Annotated in this window: 15 protein-coding genes; 1 reads left to right on the top strand and 14 read right to left on the bottom strand. The window is 65.5% G+C overall.

Annotated elements, in window-relative coordinates; genetic code table 11:
• Positions 1-43: 43 nt before the first annotated feature.
• The 10 genes from J2X92_RS12350 to J2X92_RS12305 form a co-directional block, all read right to left on the bottom strand.
• Positions 44-1,705, bottom strand: a complete 1,662-nt coding sequence (locus tag J2X92_RS12350) for a Na/Pi cotransporter family protein (protein ID WP_307576044.1) — start codon at positions 1,703-1,705, stop codon at positions 44-46.
• Between the two features lie 64 nt (positions 1,706-1,769).
• Complete coding sequence (locus tag J2X92_RS12345; protein ID WP_307576042.1) at positions 1,770-2,627, bottom strand: phosphodiesterase; 858 nt, start codon at positions 2,625-2,627, stop codon at positions 1,770-1,772.
• Positions 2,624-3,685 carry an ABC transporter ATP-binding protein gene (locus J2X92_RS12340; RefSeq protein WP_307576041.1) on the bottom strand — a complete coding sequence of 354 codons (1,062 nt, stop codon included), beginning with the start codon at positions 3,683-3,685 and terminating at the stop codon, positions 2,624-2,626. The genes J2X92_RS12345 and J2X92_RS12340 overlap by 4 nt, the downstream gene beginning before the upstream one ends.
• Complete coding sequence (locus tag J2X92_RS12335) at positions 3,675-4,475, bottom strand: ABC transporter permease (RefSeq protein WP_307576040.1); 801 nt, start codon at positions 4,473-4,475, stop codon at positions 3,675-3,677. The genes J2X92_RS12340 and J2X92_RS12335 overlap by 11 nt, the downstream gene beginning before the upstream one ends.
• A 16-nt stretch (positions 4,476-4,491) precedes the next feature.
• Positions 4,492-5,313: an ABC transporter permease gene (locus J2X92_RS12330; protein WP_307576039.1), complete on the bottom strand. Its 822-nt coding sequence runs from the start codon at positions 5,311-5,313 to the stop codon at positions 4,492-4,494.
• A 345-nt stretch (positions 5,314-5,658) separates the two neighbouring features.
• On the bottom strand, positions 5,659-6,684 hold the full coding sequence (locus J2X92_RS12325) for an ABC transporter substrate-binding protein (protein WP_373424836.1): 1,026 nt from the start codon (positions 6,682-6,684) through the stop codon (positions 5,659-5,661).
• Between the two features lie 44 nt (positions 6,685-6,728).
• Positions 6,729-7,727, bottom strand: coding sequence for a LacI family DNA-binding transcriptional regulator (locus J2X92_RS12320; RefSeq protein WP_307576038.1), 999 nt, complete (start codon positions 7,725-7,727; stop codon positions 6,729-6,731).
• Between the two features lie 171 nt (positions 7,728-7,898).
• The gene (lspA, locus tag J2X92_RS12315; protein WP_307576036.1) at positions 7,899-8,411 is read right to left on the bottom strand and encodes a signal peptidase II; all 513 of its coding nucleotides are present in this window, start codon (positions 8,409-8,411) and stop codon (positions 7,899-7,901) included.
• Positions 8,411-11,260 carry an isoleucine--tRNA ligase gene (gene ileS / locus J2X92_RS12310; protein ID WP_307576034.1) on the bottom strand — a complete coding sequence of 950 codons (2,850 nt, stop codon included), beginning with the start codon at positions 11,258-11,260 and terminating at the stop codon, positions 8,411-8,413. The genes lspA and ileS overlap by 1 nt, the downstream gene beginning before the upstream one ends.
• Before the next feature lie 121 nt (positions 11,261-11,381).
• On the bottom strand, positions 11,382-12,419 hold the full coding sequence (locus tag J2X92_RS12305) for a bifunctional riboflavin kinase/FAD synthetase (RefSeq protein WP_307576033.1): 1,038 nt from the start codon (positions 12,417-12,419) through the stop codon (positions 11,382-11,384).
• A gap of 166 nt (positions 12,420-12,585) precedes the next feature.
• On the opposite strand from J2X92_RS12305, the gene J2X92_RS12300 reads away from it, so the two are divergent.
• Positions 12,586-13,146 (top strand): HNH endonuclease, encoded by a 561-nt coding sequence (locus J2X92_RS12300; protein ID WP_258504542.1) that lies wholly within the window; start codon positions 12,586-12,588, stop codon positions 13,144-13,146.
• Positions 13,147-13,156: 10 nt separating this feature from the next.
• Here the strand turns inward: J2X92_RS12300 and J2X92_RS12295 are convergent, their stop codons facing one another.
• From J2X92_RS12295 to J2X92_RS12280, 4 genes are all read right to left on the bottom strand, one after another.
• A complete protein-coding gene (locus tag J2X92_RS12295; protein ID WP_307576032.1) occupies positions 13,157-13,945 on the bottom strand; it encodes an enoyl-CoA hydratase in 789 nt (262 codons plus the stop codon).
• A 21-nt stretch (positions 13,946-13,966) separates the two neighbouring features.
• Entirely contained in the window at positions 13,967-15,319 is a 1,353-nt protein-coding gene (locus J2X92_RS12290) for an alpha/beta fold hydrolase (protein WP_307576031.1), read from the bottom strand.
• 83 nt (positions 15,320-15,402) lie between these two features.
• Positions 15,403-16,518, bottom strand: coding sequence for an acyl-CoA dehydrogenase family protein (locus J2X92_RS12285; protein ID WP_307576030.1), 1,116 nt, complete (start codon positions 16,516-16,518; stop codon positions 15,403-15,405).
• Positions 16,519-16,530: 12 nt separating this feature from the next.
• Positions 16,531-17,712 (bottom strand): acyl-CoA dehydrogenase family protein, encoded by a 1,182-nt coding sequence (locus J2X92_RS12280; RefSeq protein WP_307576028.1) that lies wholly within the window; start codon positions 17,710-17,712, stop codon positions 16,531-16,533.
• Positions 17,713-17,807: the final 95 nt, after the last annotated feature.

Here is a 17,807-nt window from a genome sequence, read left to right as displayed (position 1 = left end):
GCAGAGCGCGGCGCAGGCCCCTCGCCCGCGGCCATTGGAAGAATCAGCCTTCGATTTTCCCGAGCCGCGATTCGCGCAGCCGACTCGGCGCCAGTGCGCCCGCCGATTCGAGGATGGGGTAGGCGATGGAGCAGATGTGCGAATTGATCCGCTTGAGGTCGCTGATCAGGTCGATGTGCAGCGAACTGGTCTCGATGCTGAGCGTGGTGCGGTCGGAAAGCCGATCGAGGTGGGTGGTGGCGTAGGCCCGTTCGAGGTCGCGGAAGCGGGCCTTCTCTTGCAGCAGCTTTTGCGCATCGCGCACGTTGCCGTTGAGGAAGACGCTCATGCTCAGCCGCAGGTTGGCGACCAGGCGCCCATGCAGTTCGACGATTTCCGCCATGCCTGCTTCAGAGAAATTGCGCTGCGGCTTGATCTTCTTGTCCTCGATGTCGATGATCACGCGCTCGATGATGTCGCCAATCTGCTCCATGTTGATGGTGAAGCTGATGATGTCGGTCCAGCGCCGGCTTTCTTCCTCGCCCAACGCCTCGCGCGAGATGCGCGTCATGTAGTACTTGATGGCCGAGTAGAGCTCGTCGACCGTGTCGTCGAGCTGCCGCAGCTCCTGCGACAGGCGCAGGTCGTTGTGGCGGATCACGTCGAGCGTCCCGATGAGCATGGTCTCCACCACGTCGGCCTGGTGCAGCGCCTCGCGCGCGGCGTTCGAAATGGCGAGCGACGGGGTCGAGAGCGCCGACGGATCGAGATGGTGCGGCCGCGTGGACGTGGCCGGCTGCAGCGGCACCGGCAGCATCCGGGTGACCAGCTTGGCCACCCATTGCGTGAGGCCGATGAAGCCCACGCTAATGACCACGTTGAACGCCAGGTGGAACAGCACCACCCCATGGGTTGCATTCGGCACGTGCGGCTGTACATAGCGCAGCCAGAGCCCGACGAATGGCGTGACGATGGCAACCCCCAATGCCTTGAAAAGCAGGTTGCCTACCGTGACCTGCCGCACCGACACGGCTGACTTGGCCGTGGTGAGCACCGCCAGCAGGCCGCTCCCGAGGTTGGCGCCCAGCACCAGGCCGAGCGCGACGTCCAGCGGCACCACGTTGGAGCTGGCCATGGCCGCCACCAGCAGCACCACGGCCAGGCTCGAGTACGCCGCGATCGCGAGCGCGGCGCCGATGGTGATTTCGAGCAGCACGTCGCTGGTGAGCGAGGCCAGCAAGGTACGCATGGCCGGCGCAGAGAACAGGGGTTCGGTGGCCTCCACCACCAGTTGCAAGGCCAGCAGCATCAGCCCCAGGCCGATGAGCACCCGGCCCACCCGCCCCGCCACGCTTGCAGAGCGCGAAATGAACAGCACCACGCCCACGAAGATGAACATCGGCGAAAGCCAGGACAGGTCGGCCGAGAACAGCACCGCAATGAGGGCGGTGCCCACATCGGCCCCCCGCATCACCGCCAGCGCCGCCGGCAGCGTGACCAGCCCCTGCCCCACGAAGGAGGATGTCATCAGCGAGGTAGCGGTGCTCGACTGCACCAGGGCCGTGACGCCGATGCCCGAGAGCGCGGCCGTGAACCGGTTGCGCATGCTCTGCACCAGGATCTTGCGCAGGTTGGCGCCGAACACGCGCAGCACGCCCGTGCGCACGAGGTGCGTGCCCCACACCAGCAATGCAACGGCGGCCAGCAGGTTCAGGAGATGCTTCATGGGGGGCGGTTTCTGTCCTTTTCGTTTCGCTTCGTTTTCGACCCCATTTTCCACATGTATGGGCTCAGTCGATCAATGCGCCGTTGTCATGGAATGGAAAAGGGCCTTCGAACGTGCCGGAAGCCGCTAAATGGGTCACAAGTCTTCGGCTTTGTGCGGACCAGGCGTGGACCCTGAAGCCGGGCGGCTCCAGCGTCCAGGCCGAAGGCGCCTTGGGCGACAGGTCCAGGCAGACCTGGTGCGCCGGGGCGGGCGAGGTCGATGCGATGGTGCCGCCAAAGCGCACGTCGATCGCCCGGTGCAGGTGGCCGCAGATCACGCGCTCGACGTTGCGATGCTGGGCAACCAGCGCTTCGAGTGCCTCGGCGCCTTGAAGCAGGCCGATCTCGTCCATGTGGCCGATCAGCGTCTGGAATGGCGGGTGATGCATGGCGATGACGACGGGTTCGCCGCGGCAGGCGTCGAGCTGTTGCTCGAGCCAGGCCAGGCGCTCGTCGCAGAGAGTGCCGTGGCTCTGGCCCGGAACGCAGGTGTCCAGCGTCAGCAGGCGCAGCACTCCCACGCGAACCGAATACTGGACGAATCCGACCGTGCCCACGCCCGGCGCCAGGTAGGTGTGGCCCGGAAAGCTGCGGCGCAGCTGGTCGCGGTCGTCGTGGTTGCCGGGCATCAGATAGATGGGCATCGTCAGCGGCTCCAAGAGGCGCGCCAGGTGCTCGTATTCGGCGGCGCGGCCAAAGTCGCTCAGGTCACCGGTGATCACGACCGCGTCCGGACGTTGCGGCAGTCGCAGCACCGACTGGACCGCGCGCTCCAGGTAGGGCGCGGTGTCGATGCGGCCATAGGCCAAGCGGCCGGGCTCGCGGATGTGCAGGTCGGTGAGCTGGACCAGGAAGGTGCTGTCTTCAGTCGTTGTCGTCATACGCTGGTTTCCTGCGACGTCATCAGGCGGTCGGGCTGGATGCGAAGCCCGACCGGATCGCCCGGGCCGAACGGCGTGTCGCGGCCCACATCGGCCACCAGCAAGGGCTGGTCTTGCAGGCGCAACTGCAATTGCACGCGGTCGCCGAGGAAGGTGCGGCGTTCGACCGTGGCGGCGCCCCAGTCTGCTCGCGGCGCGCACACTTCAACGTCTTCGGGTCGGACCAGGAGCATCGCATGGCTCTGCCACGCAGGCGGGCAAGGCAGGGTGCTGCCGCCAAGTCGGACAACGCCTTGCGCGATGGCATCGGCCTTGCGCTCCAGCCGGTTGACCCGGCCCAGGAACTCCGCCACGAAGGGGTGCGCCGGCGCGCGGTAGAGCTCCTCGCCGCGGCCGATCTGCACGATGCGCCCGGCGCTCATGACCGCCAGCCGATCGGCAATGGCCAGTGCCTCCTGCTGGTCGTGCGTGACGTGGATGGCCGTGATGTGCAACCGGCGCAGCAGCTCCGCGAGCTCGTCGCGCAGCGACTCCTTGAGCTTGGCGTCGAGCGCGGCCAAGGGCTCGTCCAGCAGCAGCACGCGCGGACGCACGGCCACGGCGCGCGCCAGCGCCACGCGCTGCCGCTGGCCGCCCGAAAGCTCGGCGGGGCGCTTGTTCTCCAGGCCGCCGAGTCGCGTCAGGTCGACCAGTTCGCCGACCGCTCGCTTTTCTTCTTCCGGCGCCACGCCGCGGATACGCAGGCCATAGCCGATGTTGGCCGCCACCGTCATCTGCGGAAAAAGCGCGTAGCTCTGGAACACCATGCCCACGCCGCGGTGCTCCACCGGCCGGTCGGTGACGTCCTGGCCGCCGAACACGATGCGGCTGCCGGCATCGGGTGCTTCGAGTCCCGCGATCAGCCGCAGCAGCGTGGTCTTGCCGCAGCCCGAGGGGCCGAGCAGTGCGAGCACCTCGCCGGCCTCCACGTGCAGATCGGTCGGCAACAGGCCGCGCGTGCCGTCCGCATAGGTCTTGGCGCAGCGCGAGATGTCGATGGGAATGCGTTCAAGTTCCATGGCGTTTCTGGATCAGGTTGGCAAGGTACTGCAGTCCCCACAGCACCGGAAGGATCACGGCGAAGAAGACCAGCGTGTAGGCCGAGCCGATCTCGATGCGCATCGACGCATAGCTGTCGGCCAGCCCCACGGGCAAGGTGCGCGTGAGCGGCGTGTGCAGCATCCAGGTGAGATTGAATTCGCCCACTGACAGCGTGAACACCATCAGGCTGCCGGCCACGATGGCGGGGAACACGGCCGGTACCAGGATGCCCATGAAGCGCTGGCGGAAGTTCGCGCCCAGCGAGCGGGCCGCTTCCTCCAGCGCGAGCAGGTCGTCGCGCTGGAAAGCCGAACTCACCGTGCGCACCATGAACGGCAGCGTGAACACCATGTGGCCCACGAGAATGAAGGCGAAGCTCTGGCGGAAAGCCGTGAGCTGGCCGTAGGCGAGGATGAGCGCCAGCGCGGTCGCGAGGCCGGGCACCGCGACCGGCAGCGTCAGCAGCTCCTCGAAGATGTGCGCGGCCCGCGAGCGGCTGCGCGCCAGCGCGTAGGCGCAGGGCACGCCCAGCAGCACAGTGCCGACCACGCAGGCCAGCGCGAGCGCAAGCGACCAGCCGACGGTGCCGCCGTAGTTCTCCCACACCTCGCCGAGCCAGCGCAGCGTGAGCCCGCTCTTCAGGCCCGCGCTGTAGTTGTTGACGAGGCCCGCCATCACCGACAGCAGCATCGGCGCGATCATGAAGAGGCTCACCAGCACGGTCACGGCCAGCAGGAAGGGCGCCTTGGGTTGCATGTTCTTTCGCATGAAGCGTTTCTTTCCTTCAGCGCGCGACCGGATTGGCGCCGAAGCGCCGCGCCGCGAACAGCACCAGCCAGGTCACGAGGCCCAGCGCGATCGACAGCGACGCGGCGAGCGCGAAGTTGGCGTAATTGGTGAACTCGTTGTAGATGGTGATCGGAATTACCTCGAACTTGCTGGCCAGCGTGAAGGCGGTGCCGAAGGCGCCCATCGAGGTGGCGAACAGGATCGCGCCGCAGGCGAGCGTGGTAGGCGCGAGCTCTGGCATCCACACGTCGCGCGCTACCCGCAGGCGCGATGCGCCGAGCGAGCGCGCGGCTTCTTCGAGCTGCACGTTCATGGCCTCGGCCGCTGCCGCATAGGTGGCAATGGCGCGCGGCAGCGAGAAGTACAGGTAGGCCAGGAACAGCCCGAGCAGGCCGTACGCAAAGGTGATGCGCTCACCGAACAGGCTGTCGCCAATGTCAGCCACCAGCCCTTGCCGCCCGCCGAGCAAGATGACGAAGAAGCCGATGATCACGCCCGGAAAGGAGAGAGGCAGCGTGAGCAGCGACAGCAGCATGCGTTTGCCTGTGAAGGCATGGCGCGCCAGATATATACCGACGGCCGCGCCGAGTACCAGCGTTGCGAGTGTCACGGCGACTGAAAGCGCCACGGTGCTGGCCATGCTCTGCAGGTAGCGCGAATCGGTGAGCACTGCGAAGTAAGTGGTCCATCCCTTGGTTGCCGGTAGCGTGACGAGGCGCACCACTGGCAGCAGCCAGAAGGCCGCGAAGAACACGGCTGCGGGGGCTGCGCAGGCCAGAAGGCGCCAGCGTGGGTTCCAGGCGTTAGCGGGTTTCATTTCAGCTGCGCTTGTGTTTGGAGTGCTGCTGTTCAGGACGCGTGCAAAGGCCACCGGGTACTCCCCTCCGCGAATGTCCCCCGGCTTCGCCTCCTCCTTTATTTCGCTGCGGGGAGCACCCGGCGCCCTGTGCACACTGGACGCTGCGGTTGTTCCGCTCGATCAAGCACCGCTCTTTGCAACGCTCCCGCTGATGGGGTGCCTTGCGCAGCGAAATAAAGGAGGAGGCCGCAGGCCGGGGGACATTCGCGGAGCAAGGTACCCCGTCGGCGGGAGCGCGCCCTGAACAAGGCACCAAACGCACAACGCGACGAAACGAAGAGCGGAGTTGCATCTGAGGTCTACTCAGCGCACTTCCTTGAGATACCGATCAGAGAACGCCCGCTGCGCCTCAGCCATGCGCGCATAGTCCACGCTCTTCGCGCGAGCGTATTCACTAGCAGGCAGGAACTGCGCCTCTACGTCCTTCGGCATTGCACCCGCGCGCACCGGTCGCAGGTAGGCCTTGGCCCAGATAGCCTGGCCTTCGTCGGACAGAACGAAGTCGAGCACCTTCTTGCCCTCGGCTGCGTGCGGTGCCTTTGCGACGAGGCTCATCACGTAGGGCACGGCCAGCGTGCCTTCGGTCGGAATGACGAAGGCGACGTTGGCCTTGTCCTTGTACTTGGCGCGATAGGCGTTGAAGTCGTAATCGAGCAGGATCGCAATTTCGCCCGACAGCACGCGCGCGTACGAGGTCTGCTTGGGCACGATCGGCTCGTTTTTCTGCAGCGCCTTGAAGTAGTCGATGGCCGGGCCGAAGTTGTCGAGCGTGCCGCCGCGTGCCTCGTTCACCGCCACCGCACCCACATAGCCGACGAACGCCGAGGCCGGATCGAGATAGCCGATGAGGCCCTTGTACTCGGGCTTGAGCAGGTCGGCCCACGACTTCGGAATCGGCTTGCCTTTGAGCGCATCGACGTTGACCATGAAGCCGAGCGTGCCGGAGTGGATGGTGAACCAGTTGCCGGCCGGGTCCTTCAGGCCATCAGGAATGTCTTTCCACGCGGCCGGCTTGTAGGGCTCGACCACGCCTTCTTTCTGCGCCTGCACCGCGAAGGTCACGCCCAGATAGGTGACGTCGGCCACGGGGCTGCCTTTTTCGGCCACGAGCTGCGCTAGCGACTGGCCCGAGTTCTTGTTGTCGGCCGGCACGGTGATGCCGGTCTTGGCCTTGATGGCCTTGAGCTGCGTGCCCCAGTCGGCCCACTCGGTGGGGCAGTTGTAGCAAATGGCGGTCTGCGCCATGGCCGTGCTGCCGGCGGCGAGTGTGGTGGCGAGCAGCGCGAGGCGTGCCATGCGAGAGAAGCGGAAGGACCGGAAGGACAACATCATGGAAGAGCTCCTTGGTTGGATGTGACGGAGGACAAAAGAGATCAAAGTGCGGCGGCCGCGCACGACTCGCCATCGCGAAAGAAGCAGGGCAGCAACAGGCTTGCTTCGGCCTGCAGCGCGGCGCCGCCGGCCATCGCCTGGAGCAGCAGCTCGACGCTGCGGCGCCCGATGTCGCTGTTGGGCTGCGCAATGGTCGTGAGCGCCGGCGTGAGGTCTTCGCCTAGCGCAATGCCGTCGAATCCCACGACGCTGAGATCGCCGGGTACGTCGAGGCCGCTCAGGTGCGCAGCGCGGATACTGCGAATGGCGAGCAGGTCGTTCGAGCAGACCAGTGCGGACGGCCGGACCTTGGCCTGCAGCAGCTGTGCGAGCAAATCGACTGCGCTCTCGACAAACGGCACTTCGATGAGTGGAGGCGCTTCGAGCCCCGCGTCGACCATGCCTTTTTGATAGCCGCGATAGCGTTGCTGCGCGCGATCGGACGCGGCCAGCGTGCCGCTGACCATCGCGATGCGCCGATGGCCGAGCAGCACCAGCCGCGCCACCGCATCCGCCACGGCCGCCTCGCCATCGACGGTCACGCAAGGATGATCGGGATGCCGGTTGTAGGCCAGCACGTAGGGCGTGCCGGTGCTGCGTAGCCGGTCGAGCGCGGCCGAAGTGGAGGGGTTGGACACCACGAGGATCAGCCCGTCGACGTTGCCGGCCAGCAGCAGGTGGACCGCGCGTTCTTCTTCGTCGAGCTGGTAGCCGGTGGTGATGGGGATGATCGCGTAGCCGCCGGCAATGGCCGCGCCTGCGATGCCTTGAAGGCACTCGGCAAAGGTCGGATTCAGCAGCGTAGGAAGCACCACGCCCAACGCGCGGCTGCGCTGGGTGCGCAAGGTGCGCGCGCTGGCGTTGGGCACGTAGTGGAGCTCGCGCGCCACGCGTTCCACCAACTCACGCGTGGCTGGCGTGACCTTGTCCGGGAAGTTGAACGCCCGCGACACGGTGGCCACGGAAACCCCGGCCTTGGCTGCGACGGATTGAATGCTCATCGTGCGGTGCTATGTAAACGATTACATTGCACCGCGGCAGTATGACCCCGCTATGACAGGCGATGAAAGCCGGGAAAAACCCTCGCGTTTGTCTTGCTCCCTCTCCCTCTGGGAGAGGGCGGGGGTGAGGGCCGACGGCCTTAACGCCTCAACCAGCCCGCACCGGGCGCGTTACTTCCCCCGGCGAACCCGCCGGATCTCGTCCAGGATCAAGCAGATCGCACCCAGCGTGATCGCGCTGTCCGCCGCATTGAATGCCGGGAAGTACCAGTTCCCCGCGTGGAAGCTCAAGAAGTCCACGACATACCCGTGCATCATCCGGTCAATCACGTTGCCGATCGCGCCGCCCAGGATGCAGGCCATTGAGAACGAGAACAGCTTCTGCCCCGCGTGCGACTTCAGCATCCACACAATGAACACCGCAGCTGCCACGCCAATGGCCGTGAAGAGCCAGCGCTGCCATCCCGAATGGTCGGCCAGGAACGAGAACGCGGCGCCCGTGTTGTGCGCGCGGACCACGTTGAAGAAGCTCGTCACGTAGGTCGCGTCACCGAGCTTGTAGTAGCCCAGGATCAGCGTCTTGGTGAACTGGTCGATGATCAGGATGATCGCAGCCAGCCCGAGCCAGGGCCAGATGCTGCCGCTGCGCGAACGCGAGGCCGACATGGTGCGTGCCGCCGCCATCAGGCAAAACTCCGAGGCTCGCCGGCGCCGAACAGGTTGCTCGTGCAGCGGCCGCAGATCGTCGGATGCGCCGCGTCGTGGCCCACGTCGTCGCGGTAGTGCCAGCAGCGATCGCATTTCTGCGCCGAGCTTGGCGTTACCACAGTGGACAAGGCTTCGGCCGCTGCCAGTTCGATGGCAGACGTGATGAAGACGAACTTCAGGTCATCGCCCAGCGACCCGAGCAGCGCGAAGTCGTCGGCGGGCGCGCTGAGCTGCAGGGTTGCTTGCAGCGACGAGCCCACCTTGCCTTCTGCGCGCACCGCTTCGATGTCCTTGTTCACCACGTCACGGATCTCGCGGATGCGGCTCCACTTGGCGAGCAGCGCTTCGTCGGGCGCCGCGAATTCGCTGTACGTCTCTGCGAAGATCGACTCGCCCGGCTTGCCCGTGCTCACGAACTTCCACGCCTCTTCGGCCGTGAAGCTGAGGAACGGTGCCATCCAGCGCAGCATGGCTTGCGAGATGTGCCAGAGCGCCGTCTGCGCGCTGCGGCGCGCGGGCGAGCCCGGTGCCGTGGTGTAGAGGCGGTCCTTCAGGATGTCGAGATAGAACCCGCCCAGGTCTTCCGAGCAGTAGATCTGCAGCTTGGCCACCACCGGATGGAACTCGTACACCTTGTAGTGCGCGAGGATCTCGGCCTGGAACTGCGAAGCGCGTGAGAGCGCATAGCGGTCGATCTCGAACAGCTGATCGAGCGGCACCGCGTCTTTCGCGATGTCGAAGTCACTGGTGTTCGCAAGCAGAAAGCGCAGCGTGTTGCGGATACGGCGGTACGAGTCCACCACGCGCGCGAGGATCTTGTCGTCGCCCGCGATGTCGCCCGAATAGTCGCTTGCGGCCACCCAGAGGCGGATGATCTCGGCGCCCAGCTTGCTGCTGATTTCCTGCGGGTCAATGCCGTTCTTGAGCGACTTGCTCATCTTGATGCCCTTGGCATCCACCGTGAAGCCGTGCGTGAGCAGGCCCCGGTACGGCGCGCGGTCTTCCAGCGCACAGGCGATCAGGAGCGACGAGTGGAACCAGCCCCGATGCTGGTCGTGGCCTTCGAGGTACAGGTCGGCTTCAGGCCCCGTCTCGTGGTGCACGTTGGGGTGCGTGCCGCGCAGCACGTGCTGGAACGTCGAGCCCGAGTCGAACCACACCTCGAGGATGTCGGTGCTCTTGGTGTAGTGCGGCGCATCTTCGGCACCCAGGATTTCCTCGGCCGTGACGCGGCTCCAGGCTTCGATGCCACCCTTCTCGACGATGTCGGCGGCCTGGTCGAGGATTTCCATCGTGCGCGGATGCAGCTCGCCCGAATCCTTGTGCAGGAAGAACGGAATCGGCACGCCCCAGCTGCGCTGGCGCGAGATGCACCAGTCGGGCCGGTTGGCGATCATGTCGTGCAGTCGCGCCTTGCCGTTCTCCGGATAAAAGCTCGTTTGCTCAATCGCTTCCAGCGCGGTCTGGCGCAGCGACTTGGGCGCCTTGTCCTTGGTGAACACGCCTTCGCCTTCGTCCATGCGAACGAACCACTGCGCGGCAGCGCGGTAGATCACCGGCGTCTTGTGGCGCCAGCAGTGCGGGTAGCTGTGGGTGATGGTCTCGGTGGTGAGCAGGCGGTTGGCATCGCGCAGCGCCGAGATGATGACCGGTACCGCCTTCCAGATATTCTGCCCGCCGAAGAGCGGAAAGTCGGGCGCATAGCTGCCGTTGCCCTGCACCGGATTCAGGATGTCGTCGTACGCCACGCCGTGCGCGATGCAGGAGTTGAAGTCGTCCACGCCGTAGGCGGGCGAGGAGTGGACCAGGCCCGTGCCGTCGGTGGCGGTGGCGTAGTCGGCCAGGTAGACCGGCGACAGGCGCTTGTAGCCAGCATCCACGTCATACAGCGGATGCTCGAACTCCAGGCCCCCTAGCTTCTCGCCCTTGACCGTGGCCAGCACCTTGCCGTCGAGCGCATAGCGCGTCATGCACATCTCGACCAGCGAGTTGGCGAGGATGAGCAGGCCGCGCTCGGTGTCGACCAGCGAGTACTCGATCTCCGGGTTCAGGTTGATCGCCTGGTTGGCCGGGATGGTCCACGCGGTAGTGGTCCAGATCACGGCAAAGATGTCGCCGAGGATCGTATGGTCGGTCTCGAAGGCCTTGAGCACCTTCTCGCGCTCGTGCGCCTTGAAGGCCACATCGAGGGTCTGGCTCTTCTTGTCGGCGTATTCGATTTCGAACTCGGCCAGCGACGAGCCGCAGTCGAAGCACCAGTACACCGGCTTCAGGCCGCGGTACACGAAGCCGCGCTCGATCACGCGCTTGAAGGCACGCAGCTCGCCGGCTTCGTTCGCAAAATCCATCGTCTTGTAGGGATGGTCCCATTCGCCCAGCACGCCAAGGCGCTGGAAGTCGAGCAACTGCTGCGCGATCTGCTCCGTGGCGTAGGCGCGGCTCTTGGCCTGCATCTCGTCGCGGCTCAGGTTGCGGCCGTATTGCTTTTCGATGGCGTTCTCGATCGGCAGGCCGTGGCAGTCCCAGCCCGGAACGTAAAGCGCGTCGTAGCCCTCGAGCTGGCGCGCCTTGGTGATCATGTCCTTCAGGATCTTGTTCACCGCGTGACCCATGTGGATCTGCCCATTGGCGTACGGCGGGCCGTCGTGAAGGATGAACTTGGGCGCGCCGTGGCGGGCGTCGCGAAGGCGGTGGTAGCGGCCTTCGTCGTTCCATTCCTTCACCCAGCCCGGTTCGCGCTTGGGCAGGTCGCCGCGCATCGGGAAGGGGGTGTCGGGCAGGTTCAGCGTGGAACGGTAGTCGGTGGGGGAAGCAGCGTCAGACATGTTGGGGTGCGAAACAGAGGGGCTTCGACAGGCTCAGCCCGAACTGCATTGAGCGGTCGGTGCGGAAGAAAAGCCGTTCGCCCTGAGCTTGTCGAAGGGCGGCAGCACGGTGCGTGCAGGGCTAAATTCGATCCCGCGTCGTCTGGCGATGGGTTTCGGCGTGGGTCGATGCAAAGAACGCGCGCGCGTCGCGCCCATCCTTCGAGATGCCCGCTGTGAGGGCCTCGAGGCTGGTGTAGCGCAATTCGTCGTGCAGTTTGTGCAGGAGTTCCACGCGGACGATTTTACCGTAGGCCCCTTCGGCTCCCAGATGCGAGGGCCACTCCAGGCAATGCGTCTCCAGCAGCACCCGGCCCGCGTTGACGTCGTTGGCGTCCAGCGAGGGGCGCACGCCGAGGTTGGCCACGCCGGGCAGCGGCAGGTCGGCCAGGCCGTGCACCAGCACCGCGAAGATGCCGCTGGCGGCCGGCTTCCAGTGCTTGAAGCGCATGTTGAGAGTGCGAAACCCGTCGTCCTTGCCGGGGGCCGAGGCACCCAGCGCGCGGCCGAGCTTGCGGCCATGGACCACGTGGCCCGAGATCGTGTAGGGCCTGCCGAGCAGATGCTGGGCGTCGGCCATGCGGCCTTCGGCCAGGGCGTCGCGCACGGCCGAGCTGGAAACGCGCAGCCCATGGACCTCGTAGCTGTTCATGCGCGCCACGTCGAAACCGTGCGCATCGCCAGCTGCGTCGAGCATGGCGTAGTCGCCGGCCCGTTTGGCGCCGAAGCGGAAGTCGTCGCCCACCAGCACGTAGCGCGCGCCCAGCCCCTCGATCAGCACGTTCTGGATGAATTGCTCAGGCGACTGGGAGGCCAGCCTGCCGTCGAAGGGCAGCACGATGGTCTGGGCCACGCCGCAGGCCGCGAGCTCGGTCAGCTTGTCGCGCAGCGTGCCGATACGCGCCGGCGCCAGGTCGGGTTTCTTGGTGACGGCGGCAAAATAGTCGCGCGGGTGCGGCTCGAAGGTGAGCACGCAACTGGGCAACCCGCGGTGGCGCGCTTCGGTCTGCAGCAGCGCCAGCATGGCCTGGTGGCCACGGTGAACGCCGTCGAAATTGCCAATGGTGAGGGCGCAGGCGGGAGCCACGCCCGGGTGCCGGAAGCCGCGGAAAACCTGCATGGGTGGGTATCTTTTTGATAGCGCCTCGCGCCCGTCAATTGGGCGAATCAGGCCGTTTTGTCACAAAGCCGGTATATTGTGACTCAGTGCGTTGCTTGAAGTGGTCTCCGGCGCGCTCCGTGTCCCTGGTCTTTCCGTGATTCTTCCCTTTTTGAGGAGGCGTGTGGTGAAGGTCTTGAAGCTGTCGGCCCAAGGGCTGCCCCAGTCATGGATATCGCTCGAACAAGCGGTCATCCACTATGCAGCGGACGAGGTCCGCTGGGAGGTGGGCGCGCAGGTGGCTGTGTTCCGTGGCGGCCACAACGCCATCACGGGCGAGCAATCGCAGATCGCGATCAACAGCATCATCGGCACCAAGGGCGTGCCGCGCATCAATCCTTTCACGCAACGCCCGGGGCTCACCAACAGCAAGCTCTTTGCGCGCGACCGCAATGTCTGCGCTTACTGCGGCGGCCATTTCCACGAAGACGAGCTCACGCGCGAGCACATCATTCCGTTTGCCCAGAAGGGCATCGACACCTGGATGAACGTGGTCACGGCCTGCAAGCCTTGCAACCACCGCAAGAGCAGCCGCACGCCCGAGCAGGCGAACATGCCGCTCCTGTATGCGCCTTATGTTCCCAGCCTCTGGGAAGATTTCATTTTGCGAAACCGCCGCATCCTGGCGGACCAGATGGAATTCTTGATGGCGCACCTGCCGCAGAGCTCGCGGCTGCACGACACCTAGCCTAGGGGGCTCAGCGCTTCCAGTCGGGTGGGCGTTTTTCGATGAACGCCTGAACGCCCTCGAGCGCGCTCTCGTCCATCATGTTGCAGGCCATGGTCTGGCTCGCGTCGGCCAGCGCGGCTTCGATGCCGGTTTCGAGCTGGCGGTAGAAGAGAGCTTTGCCTAGCGCCAGCGCCTGGCGCGGCTTGGCAACGATGCTGGCGACCAGTGCCTCGACCTCGGCGTCGAGCTCGGCAGGCGAGGCCACCCGGTTGACCAAACCCTTGTCGCGGGCTTCCTCTGCACTGATGAACTCACCGGTCACGAGCATTTCGAAAGCCTGCTTGCGCCCGAGGTTGCGCGACAGCGTCACGCTCGGCGTGGCGCAGAACAACCCCACGTTCACGCCGCTGACCGCGAAGCGTGCCTCGCTCGAGGCCACCGCCAGGTCGCACACCGCGACCAGCTGGCAGCCCGCGGCCGTCGCGACGCCGTGCACGCGCGCAATCACGGGCACGGCAAGGCGCTGGATCGACAGCATCATCGCGCCGCAGCGTTCGAAGAGGCGCTGGTAGTAGCCGAGCGAAGGCTCCGCGCGCATTTCCTTCAGGTCGTGGCCCGCGCAGAAAGCCTTGCCCGCTGCCGCGATGACGACCGCGCGCACGTTCTCGTCCGCCGCGATTTCTGCAATGGCTTGCTCGAGCGCGTCGAGCATGCCCTCCGAGAGCGCGTTGAACGAGGCAGGTCGGTTGAGCGTGAGCGTGACCACGCCGCGCGCATCGCGCGCCTTCAGTACAAAAGGGGAGTTCGCATCGTTCATGGCCGCAATCCTCCGCCTCGCTCAGTAAGTCAGCTCCAGCACCGTCACGTGCTGCTGCCCGGCGGGCCAGGTCAGGCCCGTGATGCGCTCGCCGTTGAATTCACCGGTCACCGCGCGCTGTGGCTCCGCCGCGGCAACCCGCAGCCTGGAGCTCGACACGCCGGAACCCTTGGGCGGCACGCCGGCCGGAAGACTCTGTCCGTCGAAGCGCATGGTGTCGCGCTGCGCATCGAAATATCCACGGGGCCGCGTGAAGACGACGACAGCCTGGGCATTCGCATCGGCGGGCGTGAGGCGCTCGGGGCGCAGGTTCACCACACCGCTGCTGCGCGGAAACGAGCTGCGGTAGATGTGCGTGGTCCCATAGCTGGGAGCACTCAAGACGAACTCGTAGGCGGTGTCCCCGCGCGCGCTGAAAGGGCCCCATCGACCATCCGCGCTGACATTCTTGTTGTGCACGGCATTGCCGCGCCGTGCACCCGTGGCGGGGTCGACGGCATAGACAGTCACCTGTCCGCCATTCAGCGACAGGTTTTCGGCGCCGATCGCGCGGCCGTCGAGCACCACGTTCGCGTCGGCCGCAATCGCCGTGCTGCGCGGCGGCTCGCCCGTCAGGAATTGCCATGTCGCCGCGAAGGCCGCAGGGGAGAACGAGGTTTCGCGATGGTCCACGCGCGGCAGCACGACGTTGGTCGCTCCCTTGAGCGCTGGCCCATCAAAGCCGATGTTCGTCGGCTGGCCCGGCACGCCGATCCACAGCCCGTCGGGCTGCGCATATTTGTCGTTGTTGTCGGAGCGCAGCGTGAGCCACTTGACGCCCGGCGTGACCTCTTCGCCGTTCGGACCTTTGGGCGCATTGAGCTGCTGCATGAAACCCGAAAGCCCCGAGAACTCGTTGTTCTCGCGAAAGCCCTTCACAACCCAGATGCCGTGCGCCGGATTGCCGCCCAGCACCACGTGGCTCACCACGTCCGCGCCGCCGCCGTTCTGCACGTAGTTGCGAATGGTGTTGCCACCGCGCGAGTTGCCGATCAGCACCACCTTGCTCGCGCCCGTGGCCTTCAGCACCTTGTCTACCTCCGCCTTCAGGAAGACGGCCGAGTCGGTCGTCGAGCTGCGGCCCGGCTGCGCCACGGCGTCGTCGTCGCGCGCCAGCGGATAGGGCTGGTCGACCGCAAAGAGCCGGTTGCGCGGCCAGCCGTTCGATTCGAAACGCCAGATCATGGTCTGCCAGAGCGCGGCCGAATCGCCGTTGCCGTGCATGAAAACGATCGGCGGACGCTCGTTATAGGAAGGCGAGGGCGCTGTGGCGCAGGCGGTCAGCATGGCGGTCGAGGCGAGCCCGAGGGCAAGAAGGGTGCGGCGTGAAGGCATGTTTTGTTCCTGGCTGAAAGTCCAAGTAAAAACGCCCGCCGGCACAAAGCGGGCGGGCGTTGGATGCTATGGGAAAAACATCGTCAGGCGAAGACGCCGGCGGTGTCCTGCATGCGGGCAGACACTTCGCCCAGGTGGTGCAGCGAGTCGCCGAAGGTCATCTCAAGCTGCGTGAGCTTGCGGAAATAGTGGCTGCCGATGTATTCGTCCGTCACGCCGATGCCGCCGTGCAGCTGTACCGAGTTGGCAGCGACATAGCGCATCGACACGCCCAGCTGGTACTTGGCGCGCGACAGGGCCTGACGTCGCTCCTCGGCCGGTGCGTTGAGCTTGAGCGTGGCGTAGTAGCTCATAGAGCGTGCGAGCTCGAGCTGCATCTTCATGTCGGCCACGCGATGGCGCAATGCCTGGAAGGTGGAGATGACTACGCCGAATTGCTTGCGTTGGTTCATGTAGTCGACCGTGAGGGCCACGGTCTTGTCCATGACGCCAACCGCCTCGGCACAGGTGGCAGCGATGCCGACGTCGACTGCGTACTCGAGTGCAGCCAGTCCGTCGGCGGTGATCAGCGCGGCATCTGCCTTGTCGAACACGACCTCTGCCGCGCGGCTGCCGTCTTGCGTGCCGTAGCCGCGGGCCTCGACACCGCTGGCGCTGCGCTCGACGAGGAAGAGGGCGATCTTGCCGTCGGCGTTGGCGGGCACGATGTAGGCATCGGCTTCGTCGCCCACGGGCACCACGCTCTTGGCGCCGGTCAGCGACCAGCTATTACCGGTCTTCACGGCCTTGGCTTCGCACCGGTCTAGCCGATAGCGCGCCTTGCGCTCCTGGTAGGCCAGCACCACGATGGCTTGGCCGCCCGCGATGCGCGGCAGCCAGTTGTCCTTGATGTCCTCGCCGGCGTAGCCGCTCAGCACGGCGCCGGCAATCAGCGTCTGCGCGAAGGGCTCCAGCACGATGCCGCGGCCCAGTTCTTCCATCACCACCATGCCGGCCACGGGGCCCATGCCCAGGCCGCCATCTTCTTCGGCGATGTAGAGGCCGCCCAGGCCAAGCTCGGCCAAGTCGTCCCAAGCCTCGCGCGAGAAGCCGCCATTGGCTTCGATGCCGCGGCGGCGTTCGAAGTCATAGCCCTTGTCGACCCACTTGCGAACGGCGTCGCGCAGTTGTTCCTGGTCGTCCGAAAAATTGAAATCCATGTTCTTGTCTCCTCAGCCGAGAACGGTTTGAGCAACGATGTTGCGTTGCACTTCGTTCGAGCCGCCGTAGATGGTGGTCTTGCGCATGTTGAAGAAGGTCGACGCGAGCGGCGCAAGGGCCGGGTTGCCGCCGGGAAAGTCGCCTTGCCAGCCGGCTTCCATCGCTTCGCGGATGAGCGGCAGGGAATAGGCACCGCCGGCAAGCATCATCAGTTCGCTGTAGCGCTGCTGGATTTCGCTGCCGCGGATCTTGAGCAGGCCCGCGACGTCGAGCGAGTTCTTGCCCGAGGTGGCGGCCGAGAGCACGCGCAGCACCATCATCTCGAGCGCAACGATGTCGACTTCGAGCTTGGCGATCTCGTCGCGGAAACGCTGGTCGTCGTACACGCCTTCGCTCTTGGCGATACGCTTCAGGCGCTCGAGTTCGCGCTTGGCGCGGTTCACGTCGGCGATGTTGGTGCGCTCGTGCGAGAGCAGGTGCTTGGCGTAGGTCCAGCCCTTGTTCTCTTCACCGATCAGGTTTTCGGCAGGCACTTCGACGTTGTCGAAGAACACCTCGTTCACTTCATGGCTGCCGTCCAGCAGCTTGATGGGCCGCACCGTGACGCCGGGCGACTTCATGTCGAGCAGCAAAAAGCTGATGCCGGTCTGCGGTTTGCCCTCGTTGCTGGTGCGCACGAGGTTGAACATCCAGTCGCCGTATTGGCCCAGCGTGGTCCAGGTCTTCTGGCCGTTGACGATGTACTTGTCGCCTTTGCGCTCGGCCTTGGTCTTGACCGACGCCAGGTCGGAGCCCGAACCCGGTTCGCTGTAGCCCTGACTCCACCAGACTTCGCCGCTCGCGATGCCGGGGAGGAAGCGCTTCTGCTGTTCGGCATTGCCGAAAGCCATGATCACCGGGGCGACCATCACGGGGCCGAACGGAATGATGCGCGGCGCCCCGGCCAGGGCGGTTTCTTCCTCGAACAGGTGGCGCTGGATGGCGGTCCAGCCGGGGCCGCCGAATTCCTTCGGCCAGCCGTAGCCCAGCCAACCCTTCTTGCCAAGGATCTTGGCCCAGCCTTGCATATCGTCGCGCGTCAGTTCGAGCGCGTTGTGCACCTTGTGCGAAATCTCCTTGGGAAGGTGGTCCTTTACCCAGGCGCGAATTTCTTCGCGGAACTGTTGTTCTTCGGGCGTGAAGCTCAAATCCATGCGTGCCTCGCTGTGTTGATCGATCCGCCGCCATCGCAGCGATGGCGTGTGTCTCCGGAGTCCGGAGTTTTAGCACGGTCGTGCTGTTGAACGGT

This window comes from Variovorax paradoxus, assembly GCF_030811855.1.
In the GTDB taxonomy this organism is placed as follows: domain Bacteria; phylum Pseudomonadota; class Gammaproteobacteria; order Burkholderiales; family Burkholderiaceae_C; genus Variovorax; species Variovorax paradoxus_L.
This window is presented reverse-complemented; position numbering and strand designations above follow the sequence as displayed.